Raw genomic sequence first — 14218 nt, forward strand, 5'->3', positions numbered from 1 at the left:
CAATCTTTCGATTGGGCTTTTTTTATTGCAATCATTGCTAATAAAAAGATCAAATAACTGCTTGCTTATTTAAGATTACAGTTGTAATTTAAACAAATGGATTACATATGTAATCTTAATAAGTGAACCACAACCTAGTAAGTGACTAAGCATGAAAGAAATCAGTAACAGTGAATTGTTAGTATTACAGCAACTTTGGCTGCGGTCGCCATTAACCTCTAATGAGCTGGTTGAAGCATTAGAGCAAAGCCATGATATGCATGAAAAAACAGTAAAAACCTTACTGAATCGTTTAGTTAAAAAAAATGCGCTGAGTTTTGAAAAACAAGGGCGCACATATCATTACTCGCCGTTAATTGCTGAGCAGGAATACACATTAAAAGAGTCAGTGTCTTTTGTAGATAGACTATTTGCCGGAAAATTAACCCCATTAGTGGCCGGTTTTGCTGAAAAAAACAAGCTATCGGCTGAGGATGTTGCTGAGTTACAAAGCTTGCTTGATGATTGGCACAAGGAGCAAAAGTGATGATCAGTTGGTTTATGGAACAAACCCTATTACTTAGCTTAGTGTGTTCACTATTATTAATCTCACATCGTTTTTTATTGTCAAAAATAGGCGCGCATTATACCTATAGTCTTTGGCTTGTTGTGCCATTATTGCCGCTGGCGGATGTAGTGCAAACCCTGTTACCACAGTATTTTAATTGGTTAAGCCCAAATCAAACACTGGGCGTTATTCAACAATATTATGTACTGGCCACTGATACCGCATCGATGTCGAGCAGCTTGTTTAAGTTATTATATTTGCCTTACCTGTATGCCGCAGTGGTACTGGTGGTTAACTTAGTCTCAGATTCTATTCATCTGCAACAGCTCACGCGACGCGCCAAGCCTTTTGTGATTGAGTCAGGCAAGCTTAATGTATTTATTCATCCCAATATTGAATCGCCCATGTTAGTTGGGTTAATCGCGCCGCAAATATTAGTGCCAAACAGTTTTACCTTGCTTGATAGTCATCAGCAAGACGCCATTATTCAGCATGAGCTTTATCATTATCAGCGCGGTGATTTATGGGCCAATATATTGGCTTATAGCTTAACGATTATGTTTTGGTTTAACCCGCTGATGTGGTGCGCTTACCGCCGTTTTAGGCAAGATCAAGAGCTGTCATGTGACGCACAAGTGACTGCCAATATGGAAACAGATTCTAAAATTGCCTATAGCAAAGCGCTATTGGCTTATTCGCAGCATGCACCGTTAAGCATGTTACATACTCACTATGGGGACAAAACCATACTTAAAGAAAGGATCTTACAAATGAAAAAACAACATGGAAAAAATACCTTGGTATTAATGGGAGTGACGCTATTACTTAGTGTTAGTGCGCTAACCTTAAATCAGCAAGCGCAAGCAGGCGACAATCAAAGCCATACGCAAGCTAAAGCTGATGGAATATACCCTACAATTCGTATTGAACCTGTTTATCCTATTGAGGCTGCTAAAGAAGGAATGAATGGTTATGTGCAATTGTCGTTTGATATTAATCCAGCAGGTAAGGTATCAAATGTGATGGTGATTAAGTCATCTCCTGCCGGGGTATTTGATGACTCAGCGGTGACAGCACTTGAGCAGTGGCAATATCAAACCTCCGCTAATGGCATGAAAGGTGCGCAGGTTCAATTAGACTTTGTTATTCATCAGCCAGATGCTTCAGTGGAAAGAATACAGGTCCGCTAAAATGACTAAAGCTACGTTATTAAGGCTAAGTTAGTCTGGCTAAATTAACAGGTTAAGTACAACGCTGAGGTGTCAGCTTGCGCCTGTAAATAATAATGTGCCCGTATTAACATTGCACTAGCGTTTGTTTAGGTTTGGCTTGATCAACTAAACCTTACACTTAATCAATATTGAGATGAATTTTCTGTATTTCCTTCCAAGTCAGTTTTATTGATGCTTGTTTAAAGTATTACCTCCTTAGTGATTACTTTTATTTCTATTAAGCTTAAATTTATCATCAATAAGCGTAATTTCGTCAAAATACGATACATTTACGACATTTTTGTGAAAAAAATAATTCCCTTAAAACATACTCAAAGCCGCATCTCCACAGGGTTTACATAATTCTGTCATGTTGCGGAAATGTTATTGTCATTTTTAAGCAGTCTTTTTGTCATTTTTACTCGTTAGTTTTATGCACCAGCAAATGCGTATGCCTATGGCGCGCACTAAACCCTAACTAACTTGAAATGCAATCCGTCTTCGGAGATGACAATGGAACTGAAAAACCTTTTTAAACTTACGGCGCTTTCTACTGCTTTAGCAGCAACTTTAGGGCTTGCGGGTTGTGGTGGTGATATCAATATCAACACAGGTAGCGATACCGTGACACCGACTCCAACAATACCAACAATACCAACAACGCCAACAGAAACGGCTCAACAAAAATCTTATAGTGGCTTTGCCACTAAAAGCACCACCTTTGCATCCGTTGATGGCAAAGAGGTTTGGGAATTAAAAGGCACATTAGCTCCGTCTACAGCGGCATCAACCATTTCTACTGGCGGCCAAAACGGCGATAAAATCGTGCTTGGTAACGACGTTGTATGGCTGCTAAATGGCGCAGTCGTTGCCGGTGGCGATAATGAAAAATCAGTTGAGTTAGCTATTCTGCCTGGTACTAAAATTTTAGGCGGCAGTGATTCATATTTAGTCATTAGTCGTGGTTCAAAAATAATGGCCGAAGGTTCGGCTACCGCGCCTATCGTATTCACCTCAGCAGAAACTGCATTAGGCCAACCAGGCGAAGCGGGTCAATGGGGCGGCTTAGTGTTACTGGGTAATGCACCGGTTAATACTTGTCCTGACTTAGCAAATTGTGATGCGTCATTTGAAGTTGGTAACCACAGTTACGGCGGTGATAACACCCAGGACAATTCTGGTGTGATTAAGTACGTCCGCGTTGAGTTTGGCGGCTTTAAAATTAACGATACCCAAGAAATGAACGGTATCAGCTTTGCTGGTGTAGGTAGCGGCACTCAAGTTGACCATATTCAAGTGCATTTAAATAACGATGACGGCGTAGAATTTTGGGGCGGTAACGTGTCAATTTCAAACGTGGTACTAACAGAAAACTTTGATGACTCGTTAGATTGGACAAACGGTTGGCAAGGTAGCGCACAGCACGTGTATATTCGTCAAGCTGACAACGGCTCAAACCGTGGTATCGAAGCTGACAGCAATAAAAGCGCTAGCGCAACGCCAATGTCTAAACCAACACTCGCTAACATTACCATGCAGGTGGCTAACGGTACTCACGCCGGTGGTGACGATGCTGAAGGTATCTTATTCCGCGTTGGTACAGGCGTAACAGCTTATAACTTATTAGTGAAAGGCGATGTTGATTCTGGCGAATGTTTAGAAGTCAACGATGACAACACAGTCAACAATGCGAATACAGGCGAGTTAACCGTTGAAAACAGCTTAATCGATTGTGTTGAGCCATTTAAAAATGCTAAGGCAGATGCTGCTGAAGGCCGCACTTTAGCATTAGATGTTAAAGCTTGGTATCAAGGTCAAAGCGGTAACTTAGTGGGCGCATCAGACTTAACCGACTATATGCCAAATTCATCATCTGTAGCATTAACCGGTGGCAAAGCCGATTTAAGTAACCTTGATGACCGCTTAGTTGATGCACCTTATATTGGCGCGTTCGACGGTACTACCGATTGGACTTTAGGCTGGACCACTGCGATCCACGGTGACACAGCACCTGCACCGACCACACTTCCTACATTAACATCTTGTCCAGTTGGTACAACTGCTGAAACAGTGGTAGCCGGTTTATACAAGGATGACACAGTTACTTTAGTGTGTACTTTACAGGGTAACGTACTGAACAACACTACACTGCTTGCCGGTCAAAACGTGATGTACAAAATTGACGGCGGTGCGGTAGTGATTGGTGGTGATAAAACTAACTCTGCTACCTTAGCGATTCAAGCGGGCACTAAGTTGTTTGCAACGGATAACAGCTACATAGCGGTTAGCCGTGGTTCAAAAATCATGGCTCAGGGCAGTGCTGCGCACCCAATTGAAATGACCTCACAGCAGGACGTTATTGCTGGTGCAACGGGCGAACGCGGTCAATGGGGCGGCTTAGTGATTTTAGGTAAGGGTTTAACCAATACTTGTCCTGATAAAAATGCCTGTGATGCATCATTTGAAGTCGGTGATTTCCCGTATGGTGGTAACGACAACACTGATAACAGCGGTCAAATAAGCTATGTAGTGATTAAATATGCTGGCTTTAAAGTGAACGACACCCAGGAAATGAACGGTATTTCATTTGCCGCAGTGGGTAGCGGTACGCAAGTAGACCACATTCAAGTCCATGCTAATGGCGATGACGGTGTTGAGTTCTGGGGTGGCGCGGTTAACTTGAAATATGTTTACCTCACGCACAATTTCGATGACAGCTTAGATTGGACCAACGGTTGGACCGGTAAAGCACAGTTTGTGTACATTACCCATGAAGATGGCAATGCAAACCGTGGTATTGAAGGCGACAGCCACAAAGGCGCAACAGATACACCAGTATCTAAGCCAAAGCTGGCTAACTTCACTATCTTACCAGGTACAGACATTGAAAATGCTAGCGGTGATAAAGGCGAGGGGATCTTACTTCGCGTAGCCACAGCAGGTGAGCTTTATAACGTGTTAGTGCAAGGTCGTAAAGGTAGCACAAGCACTACAGAGTCTGGTGAATGTTTAGAACTAGATGGCAGCTATGCTGGCTTAGTCGACAACGTTAACAACAATACCTTGACTATGTCTCACTCGATTATCGACTGTAATGAGCCATTCAAATATAGCTCTGATAATGCGGCTACAGCCAATGCTGTCAATGTTGAAGCCTGGTTTATGGGTCAAGAAGGTAACGCTACAACAGCGGTTACCCTCACTGACGGTATGCCAGCGGCAACAGATGCAGCACTTATTGGCACAGGTAAAGACTTAAGTACCGATGACAACTTCTTCGAATCAACCAACTTTATTGGTGCATTCGATGGCCAGAATGACTGGCGTCAAGGTTGGGCTTACTTTCCACAGTAACCCTAATCTAATCGTAAATTAAGTTTATAGCCGCTCGCTAATGCGCAATGTTAGCAGCGGCTATCTCTGAACCGCATACAGGACTGTTAACGTATGAAAACCAAGCCGAGTTTTACCGCCAACAAATTAACCCTCGCAATTATATCGGTACTTTCTGTTACCTCATTTGCCGCACCGGTTTTAGCTCAAGATGACACAGCTAATCCACAGCAAGCACAAAGCAATGAAGCGTCGACAAATAAGACTGGAGAATCTTTTCCCATAGAACCGATTGAGGTAATTTCTGTTACTGGGCGACTACGTACCTCAGCTTCGGCCGCGACAGAAGAGCGTCGCGAACAAATTGCTGTAGCCGATATTATGGGCTCAGAACAAATTTCTAGAACCGGTGATGGTGATGCCGCAGCAGCGCTGCGCCGTGTGACCGGTTTAACCTTAAAAGATGGAAAATTCATTTATGTTCGCGGTTTAGGTGAGCGCTATTCAAGCACCTCACTCAACGGTGCAACAGTACCATCACCTGATCCAACCCGAAATGTGGTGCCATTAGACATGTTTCCGGCATCAATTATTGAATCTTTATCAGTACAAAAGTCAGCCTCGGCAGAAAAACCCGCCGCATTTGGTGGTGGCCATGTCGATATTCGCACTAAAGCAATTCCGGCTAACTTCTTTTTCAAAGCCTCTGCTGGTGGACGTTTCAATACTAATGACAGCAATGACACCTATACCTACAACGGTGGCGGTGATGATTGGACCGGTAAAGATGACGGCACTCGTGCTATGCCATCAAGTATTAATAACGCCATTAATCAATATGGCGGCATTAGCCCAATAGACATAGTCAGTGGCTCAAACGGGGCTATAAATTATCCCGCTGCGCAAAAAATGAATCGTGAATTAGCCTTAGACATGTACCGCGACATGGCGGTAAAAACGGAAAGTACCGACCCAGGCTTTAGAGGCGACGTTGCCATAGGTGATCGCTGGGACTTTTCCGATGATATCGTGTTTGGCGCGCTGGCGGCTTATTCATATAAACAGCAAGCTGAAAACTACACCAAGTATGAAGTGGAGTTAGATGGCGACAGCGAACAAGCTCAAATTGAAAACCAAAAAGATGTTATGGGGACAGATTCAATTGTGCAAATGTCTACCATGCTTAACCTTGGGTTAGAAATTGGCTACAACCATAAAATTGAAACCTTCACCACTTACCTGCGCGACACCTCTGATGACGTGTCGGTCGGTATTGAAGAAACCATAGACACCCTAGGTGAACCTAATGCGCTGCAAGTGTATGAAATTGATTATGAAGAAAGATCATTAATCAGCAATCAAATTAAAGGTCATCACTTTATTGAAGCATTAAATGATGCCGAGTTTAATTGGATGTTCTCTGACGCTAAATCAGAGCGTAATGCCCCTAACGAATTATCATACACTTATAACGTTATTTTAGATGAAGCTAACCAGCCGGTTTCGCGTAACCTAAATACCCAAGATGCCCCTAAATACGTTTACTCAAATCTACAGGACGAAAGCCAAAACTACGGTTGGGACTTTGCTTATCCGGTACAGCTTGATGATGCGTTAATGAAAGTGAAAGTAGGCTATCAATATTACGAACGCACCCGTGAAAGCTTCGCGACACGTTTAGGTTTAGATGTAGACTTAAGCCCAACTGACCCAAATGGTAATATTTTATCTCAAGATTTTGATGATATTTTCTCTAATGACAATATCAATAATGACATCTTAGGGCTTGAGTTGAAAGATGCCTCAACCGACACCGAAGACTATGTAGCAGCAGAGATAAATGATGCCGCCTTTATCAGTTTTGATGTCGACTTTGACGATGTATGGCGCGTTTATGCAGGTTTGCGATATGAAGATTTTCGTCGTGTCACATTGCCGATAACCCCAGAAGGAGAAATATCTGACGAGGGCGGCCGCTACGATTTAGAAGATTACGCCATTGCCGAAGACGGCTGGTTCCCATCAATGTCACTCACCTGGAAGCAAACCGACACCACCCAATGGCGTTTAGGGGCAAGTAAAACCATAGTGCGCCCAGACTTACGTGAAGTGTCGCCGGTTCGATTCCAAGATCCAGTCACAGGTTTTGATTTTTTCGGTAATCCAGAACTTAAAAGCTCAGACATGTATAACCTTGATTTACGATGGGAATACTATTCAGAAACCGGTGACAACTACAGCTTAGGCGGGTTTTATAAAGACGTAGACGCGCCAATAGAGCCAATACAACGTATTTCAGAAGCCGGTCGCCAGCTTAAGTTTTATAACGCTGAGTCGGGTTATATTTATGGTATTGAAGCCGAGTTTTTACAAACGCTAGACTTCATCAGTGAAGGCAGCATGTGGGAAGACTTCTTTGTTGCCGGTAACGTGACCTTAGGTGATTCAGAAATTACCATCGCACCCAATGGCGAAATTGACCCGACTAACAATACACGTCGCATGACAGGGCATTCTGCCTGGGTTGCCAACGTGCAGTTAAGTTACGATTCATCTAACAGTTATCACAGCGCCACTTTGGTTTATAACGTGTTTGGTGAGCGTATTGCTTACGGCGGCCGTGGTGGTCTAGATGATGTGTATGAAAAACCATTCCACAGCTTAGACTTTACTTACAGCTTTTTCCCCACCACCAGTTTGGCGGTTAAGTTAAAAGCGAAAAATCTGTTGGGTGAAGTGACCGAATATGATCAACAAGATATTCAAGTGTATGCCAAAGACCCTGGCACAGAATACACAGTGCAGTTCAGTTACGAGTATTAATACTCATTGTGACCCCCTTAGTTGGCTAGCAATATAAGTTGAACGCAGTAAAACCAAGTACTGATTTTTAGCCGCTTTTACTCATCATTTCAGCTGCTAAAAATGTGTATGGCCACTTTCTTTGGAACGAGAAAGTGGCCTTTTTCTTTTTGTTTACCGCAGTTGCATCAAAATCACTTTTACTAGATCATGCGTTGCTGCTAATTGTTACTGTCAATATTGATCAATACCGATTAACCCCTAAGCCTTGAGTGAATGACGACTATGTTTAACCGCCTTAAATACCTGTTGTATGTTCTATTGGCACTATCGACCAATGCGTGTGCTATGCAGACGGGAGTGACTCAAACGGGCAGTATTAACGCACCATTAATTGATGAAGCCAGCGGCCTAGCAGTATCACGTTTGAATGAACAAATACTTTGGACACATAACGACAGTGGCGACACCGCAAGGTTATTTGCAATAGACACTAGCGGTAATCAGTTGGTCACACTGAATGTTAATGGCGTAATAAATACCGATTGGGAAGATATCGCCTCGTTTGTTTACCAGGGACAAGCGTATTTGTTAATAGCCGATATTGGTGACAACTCACAGCAGCGAACACAATATCAATTACATCTTATAAAAGAACCTGATTTAAGCCAGCTTAATGGCCAAAAAACACTGTCTGTTAAACCTCTTTGGAGTATGACCTTTACCTATGAGGACGGCGCTCGCGACAGTGAATCAGTCGCGGTTGATGTGGCTAAGCAAAAAATACTATTACTGACAAAACGCGATAAACAGCCCATTTTATACGAATTACCTTTAATCAGTCCGATCTCAGGCCTAGGCCAATCAAGCAATCAATCGATTCAAACATTTAACAAGCAGGCCAAAAGGTTGGGTGACATCGCTGCGTTACCCACGGCCGTACTTGATTATGCCAGTATCTATACCTGGATAGGTTTTGCCGGAAAACCCACCGCAATGGACATATCCGCAGATGGATTATCTGCTGTGGTGTTAACCTACACCCATGCTTTTTATTTTAGCCAATCACAGCCCGGTGATTGGCTAACGCTGTTGTCGTCAGCGCCTAAACAAATTAGCTTACCATCAATAATCCAAGCCGAAGCCGTGGGGTTCAGTCAAGATGGTCACAGCATTTACATCACCTCAGAGCGGCTGCCAGCGCCATTATATAAAGTGGATTTGAGGCCCTATCAGCTCCAGCATTAACTAGCACTTTTATTTGGGGCCTATGGCCATTAACGCCTTGATGCTTTGGTCGGAAAGTGAAAGTGATTGTGTCTTTTGGTTATAGTGATAACCACTCAAGTTATTGATAATATTAATTAAAAAAGTTGTCTTGTTTCATTATAAAAATGGCTCAGTCATACTCATGCCGACCCATCAAGATATTCAACTTATCGTAACAAAAAACGAACCGGACACAACTCTGCTATAAAACCTAAATGTTGCTAAGTGTCACTATGCAGTCTACTTTTAATCCAAGGCAATTCAAAAAAACTCATCAAAGGACTCGCTATGCAGGCATTTACAAAGTCATTAATATTAGTTTCTGTTTTTAGTAGTAGCGCAATATTAGCCGATACCATTAGCATCCGAGCTGACAATTGGTTTCCCATGAATGGCCAACCCAACGCTCAGCAACCAGGTTATATGATTGAATTAGCAACTCATATTTTTACTGCAGCCGGTCACACGGTTGATTACAAATTAATGCCTTGGGAACGTGCTGTCGACTCAGTGCGCAAGGGTGAATTTGACTGTGTGGTTGGCGCCTACAAAGATGATGCGCCAGATTTTGTCTATCCTCAGGCACCTTGGGGAATGGACAGTACGGTATTTTTTGTTAAAGCAGGCGACAGCTGGAATTACAGCGGATTGGCATCATTTCAAGGAAATAAGATTGCGATAATTAAAGGTTATGCTTACGGTGATGAATTTGATCAATATGTTATTGATAACCCAAGTATGTTCGATGCCATAGGCGCAAATAATGGCCTTGAAAACAATATTAAAAAGCTCGTGGCGGGAAGGGTAAATGTTGTTGCCGAATCCCCCAGTGTTATGGAGGCAAAACTTAAAAAAATGGGCGTCAGTGGCATAGTAGCAGCGGGCTCTTTGGGCGAGGCGACCGAAATGTACATTGCCTGCAGTCCGGCAAAAGCGACTTCTGCAGGCTACATCAAGTTGATTGATGAAGGGACTGCAAAACTGAGGGGATCGGGTGAATTTGAAAAAATATTATCCTCTTATGGGATCAGTGATTGGCAGTAATTGTTTGTCACTATAGTCAACCATTCTAAATCCATTTGGCCTTGTGCAAGCAAGATACTAAGCCGATATATAGTCACTCACATAGATGCTTTCGGTGAATTAGGACATTCGTCTCCCACCGAAGGCTTTTTACCTAAGCTATCTATTTAACCGTTCGTCCTTGTTGTTCTGTTTATGCTGCTCATCCTAATAGAAGCGGTTGTACTCCGCAGATATTCATTAAAGTAAAAAACATCAAAAAAAATCAAAAAAAACATGGCGTTCCACGATTGCTGGATAGTAACTCAGCCAATAAAAATAAAGTAAAAAATTGAATTTAATATACAAAATAGGTTAAGTTATGACGGCTTAAGGACAGAGTTGGGTAGCGTCGAATTTAATCATCGAGTGCGCCATTTAGGGAAGAAAAAGCCACCATATATGTGCCAATCCGCCCCTCTATAAAGTTTACCCTGACCTAACAATTACTGGCTCAACTAATTTACAACATAAAATAGACCCAGCGGCCAAGCTCATGAGCGAGTGCAGATAAAGCTTTGACCTTAATTGTTTTTTTTTGAAATAGATTAAAGTATAGTCTGGACAGGGTAAACATAATTTGAAATTGCCTACCAATATAACAAAGTCAAGCACATTGACAGCAATGATACAGTTTAGGCTTTGCTATAACTCGCCCTGTGTTCGCGACGCTATGTGAATAATTCTAACAATGGAGTGTATATGAAAACTTTAAAATTAATCCCGATCTTTCTTGCGGTAGCTTCGGTAAGTGCTCTCGCTAAAAACAATATGCTTTACGGCGATGTACAGGTCACAAATGTAGCCCCAACTAATGATTTTATATGGGAGCGTGCAAATCAAAACACTCCCAAATACCCAATAGAGCTTGCTCGTTCAGGAATCAAAGGTTGTGCTGTTTTATCTTTCAATATCTCGGAATCAGGTAACACTGAAAATATTGAGATTGTTAACTCTGTACCTAAAAAGGACCTTGGTAAATACTCACGTAAAATGCTTCAACAATGGAAATGGGTGCCAGCTAAAACAGATACAGAAGGCGTTGCTGAAAAAAGAACTGTGAGGTTGGATTTCTGTATGGGAGGCGAATCTACAGAGCAATCTCAGAGCGCTTGTAAACAACAAGCACAATTAGCGTGTAGTTAATTCGTATAACAATAGACTAACCTGAGTTCGGTTTAAGCCATAACAGAAATCGCATTGAAATTAACATCTGTGATATTGAGTTGTGGCTTATTCTCTTTGAGTTGTTAGGCGATTAAGGCACCAATCATATTCAGTATAAAACCATGAACACTTTGGCGTCTCGAATGTTCGATTTGTGAGGTGTTTTTAAGGAAGTTTACTATGCCGCCCATTTTTAGATTTTTTTGTCACTCTCTAGAAATGCAGGTATTTCTATAATACTTTGTTCGCCGAGCCATTTTTTTATTGAATCATCGGATTTTTTAGACGTACACATAGGATATAAGATTTGTCCAATTTTCGTCCCAAGCATACTTGTTTTATCGACAGGATATTCAGTGCCAACTAAACGACTCGATGCGCTTAAGCACATTGCAATGCCCGTTATATAATGACTTGGAGAAGCGATATCGTTTGACGCACCGCCAATCTGCATCTTAAAGCTTCCAGTTTTGGCGTAAATCGATAATTCATTGTATTCGTAGCCTTGTGGGCAAAGTTCACTGGCGCGACGATGCCAATATTTGGCAAGAATGTCAGTGTCGTACCATCCACCTCCAGCCTGGAATTTAATGTCATGACAATGTGCTATGGGTTCAAAACTTCGATAACCAGGTCCGCCATCTACAGCTGACTGATAAGGCATTTGACAGCCTCCTAGAATGAACATAAACCCCAAAAAGTGTAAAATTTTCATATTATTTCTTATCATGTACTCTTGTTGTTTCTACGGTCTAGATTTATTCATATCAAAACGGCTATTGGACAATTTATTTAACTTCCATACACATATATTTAGTGCCCTTTCACTTGGCTCTAATTACGCTTCACTGCTCAAAATAAAATTGTTCACCGCTTTTGAAATCAAATCTTTTTTCATCGTCGTGCGGGCAACGTTCTGGTTAAACCAAAAGCTCATTGGCTGTTCAAAGCCAATGCCGTGCATATAATTGTAAAGCGCTTTACGTAGCCCTTCGCCAAGCATGTCATGATCCGTGCCGGTTGGGTCAGTGAAGTCGACATCGTTTTCAGCGAATAAAATCTCTGGCCGTTCAGCTAGGGTAATGCCGAATTGCTCAGGATTCATGCCAATAGGGCTGTGGATGGTGGCGACAAAGCGGTGCCAGTAGGCTGACTGAAAACAGCCTTGTTGCATCAATTGGCGCACCATTTCCAGTGAATCAACGGTTTCTTGCTCGGTTTGAGTGGGGAAGCCATACATTAAATAAGCATGCACCAAAATACCCGCGTCACTAAAAGCTTTAGTCACGTGGGCGACGCGCTCAACACTGACGCCTTTTTTCATCAGTTTAAGCAGTCTGTCTGAGGCCACTTCAAGGCCGCCGCTGACCGCGATACAGCCTGAGTCTGCCAGCAATTGGCAGCGGTCTGGGCTAAAGGTGCGCTCAAAGCGGATATTGCCCCACCAACTGATGACCACATTGCGTTCAATCAACCGTTTTGCAAAGGCAAATAAGGTTTTTGGCGGTAAGGCTTCGTCGACAAAATGAAAACCTGTTTGTCCGGTTTCTTCGATAAGTGCTTCGATGCGGTCAACTAGAATATCAGCGCCAGCAGTGTCGTAGCGGTCGATATAATCTAAGCTGACATCGCAAAAACTGCATTTACGCCAGTAACAGCCATGGGCTATGGTGAGTTTGTTCCAGCGGCCATCACTCCAAATACGGTGCATTGGGTTAAGCATTTCACATAACGATAGGTATTCGCCTAGTGGTAGGCCATCGTAAATAGGGGCGCCAACTTCGACCTGTGGAATATCGTGCAGTTCGGTGTTTTGATTTAGATGCACATAGGGCTCACCATTTTCATCTTCGGCTAGAAAGTAAGTGCGCACTAACTCGTCTATCGTGCGCTCGCCTTCAAAGTATTCCAGCAGGGTGATAAGCGGGCGTTCGCCGTCGTCAAGACAGATATAATCGACAAATTCGAATACCCTAGGGTCTTTAAGTGCACGCAGCTCGGTATTAACAAACCCGCCGCCCATAACGATAGGGATGTCAGGGTTAATAGCTTTACAGGTTTGTGCAATACGTAACGCGCCGAGCATATTACCGGGAAACGGCACGGTTAGTGCGACTACGCTTGGCTGCGTGTATTCAAGATACATCTCGACCAACTGCTCCAAAATTTCTGAACTGAAACTCGGTTCGCCCATTAAGGTGTCGTATAAATTGTCAAAGCTTGGGTTGGCTGATGCTAACTTTTCGCCATAACGGCTGACTTCAAAATATGGGTCGACGCCTTGGGTGATCACGTTCGACAGATCATTAATAAACAAGGTGGCGAGATATTTGGCTTTATCTTGCACACCTAAATTACCAAAGGCCGCTTGCAATACATCGCCTGATATTTCTTCCATCTGCGCTATGGTGTCAAAGGCTGGGCCTTCGGGTAAAAAACGGCGCGAGTTAATTCGCATCGCCAAGCTTGGGTCTTTACCCTGTAAAAAGCGGATCGCGGGCTCAACGGCCAGCAGGTAACGATCGTATTCAGCTAGAAAATTGAAGATCACATCGGGCAGCTCATCGTCTTCAAAGTGTTCAAAGTTTTCTTCGACATGCTGGCGAATAATCTCTAGCGCTGGCGCGGTCATCATTTCAAGAAACAACTCAATAGCAGGGTCCCGCTGCACCGCCTCATAGCCCCGTGAGCGTAAAAAACCCGTTAAATACGCCGTTGCTGGGTACGGCGTATTAAGTTGAGTCATGGGTGGAGTCATTAGAAGAACGGTCATAGCCTGCCTTTAAATAGTAAAACCTGAATGCTTATTGCGAAACAGAATATTGGC

Annotated in this window: 9 protein-coding genes and 1 pseudogene; 7 read left to right on the forward strand and 3 right to left on the reverse strand. The window is 42.9% G+C overall.

The genetic code is table 11. From position 1 onward, the window contains the following. Window positions 1–151 precede the first annotated feature (151 nt). The 7 genes from ACRWQM_RS02120 (at window position 152) to ACRWQM_RS02150 (ending at window position 11370) form a co-directional block, all read left to right on the forward strand. A complete protein-coding gene (locus ACRWQM_RS02120) occupies window positions 152–526 on the forward strand; it encodes a BlaI/MecI/CopY family transcriptional regulator (RefSeq protein ID WP_226413031.1) in 375 nt (124 codons plus the stop codon). Beyond that, window positions 526–1737 (forward strand): TonB family protein, encoded by a 1212-nt coding sequence (locus tag ACRWQM_RS02125; RefSeq protein WP_434931105.1) that lies wholly within the window; start codon window positions 526–528, stop codon window positions 1735–1737. Before ACRWQM_RS02120 ends, ACRWQM_RS02125 begins: the two co-directional genes overlap by 1 nt. Before the next feature lie 534 nt (window positions 1738–2271). Continuing rightward, window positions 2272–5112 (forward strand): hypothetical protein, encoded by a 2841-nt coding sequence (locus ACRWQM_RS02130; RefSeq protein WP_434931106.1) that lies wholly within the window; start codon window positions 2272–2274, stop codon window positions 5110–5112. A gap of 93 nt (window positions 5113–5205) precedes the next feature. Then, on the forward strand, window positions 5206–7914 hold the full coding sequence (locus tag ACRWQM_RS02135) for a TonB-dependent receptor domain-containing protein (protein ID WP_434931107.1): 2709 nt from the start codon (window positions 5206–5208) through the stop codon (window positions 7912–7914). 255 nt (window positions 7915–8169) lie between these two features. Beyond that, window positions 8170–9141, forward strand: a complete 972-nt coding sequence (locus ACRWQM_RS02140; RefSeq protein ID WP_434931108.1) for a hypothetical protein — start codon at window positions 8170–8172, stop codon at window positions 9139–9141. A gap of 309 nt (window positions 9142–9450) precedes the next feature. Continuing rightward, complete coding sequence (locus tag ACRWQM_RS02145) at window positions 9451–10206, forward strand: substrate-binding periplasmic protein (RefSeq protein ID WP_434931109.1); 756 nt, start codon at window positions 9451–9453, stop codon at window positions 10204–10206. Between the two features lie 720 nt (window positions 10207–10926). Then, on the forward strand, window positions 10927–11370 hold the full coding sequence (locus ACRWQM_RS02150; protein WP_434931110.1) for an energy transducer TonB: 444 nt from the start codon (window positions 10927–10929) through the stop codon (window positions 11368–11370). 32 nt (window positions 11371–11402) lie between these two features. On the opposite strand, the pseudogene ACRWQM_RS02155 reads toward ACRWQM_RS02150, so the two are convergent. The 3 genes and pseudogenes from ACRWQM_RS02155 to ACRWQM_RS02165 all read right to left on the reverse strand — a co-directional run. After that, a pseudogene (locus ACRWQM_RS02155) lies at window positions 11403–11561 on the reverse strand (IS982 family transposase); the annotation flags it as partial. Between the two features lie 23 nt (window positions 11562–11584). Continuing rightward, window positions 11585–12106 carry a hypothetical protein gene (locus ACRWQM_RS02160; protein WP_434931111.1) on the reverse strand — a complete coding sequence of 174 codons (522 nt, stop codon included), beginning with the start codon at window positions 12104–12106 and terminating at the stop codon, window positions 11585–11587. A gap of 123 nt (window positions 12107–12229) precedes the next feature. Beyond that, window positions 12230–14164 carry a B12-binding domain-containing radical SAM protein gene (locus ACRWQM_RS02165; protein WP_434931112.1) on the reverse strand — a complete coding sequence of 645 codons (1935 nt, stop codon included), beginning with the start codon at window positions 14162–14164 and terminating at the stop codon, window positions 12230–12232. Between the last annotated feature and the right edge of the window lie 54 nt (window positions 14165–14218).

Origin of the sequence: Shewanella sp. HL-SH5 (genome assembly GCF_051163755.1) — a bacterium.
GTDB classification, from domain to species: domain Bacteria; phylum Pseudomonadota; class Gammaproteobacteria; order Enterobacterales; family Shewanellaceae; genus Shewanella; species Shewanella glacialimarina.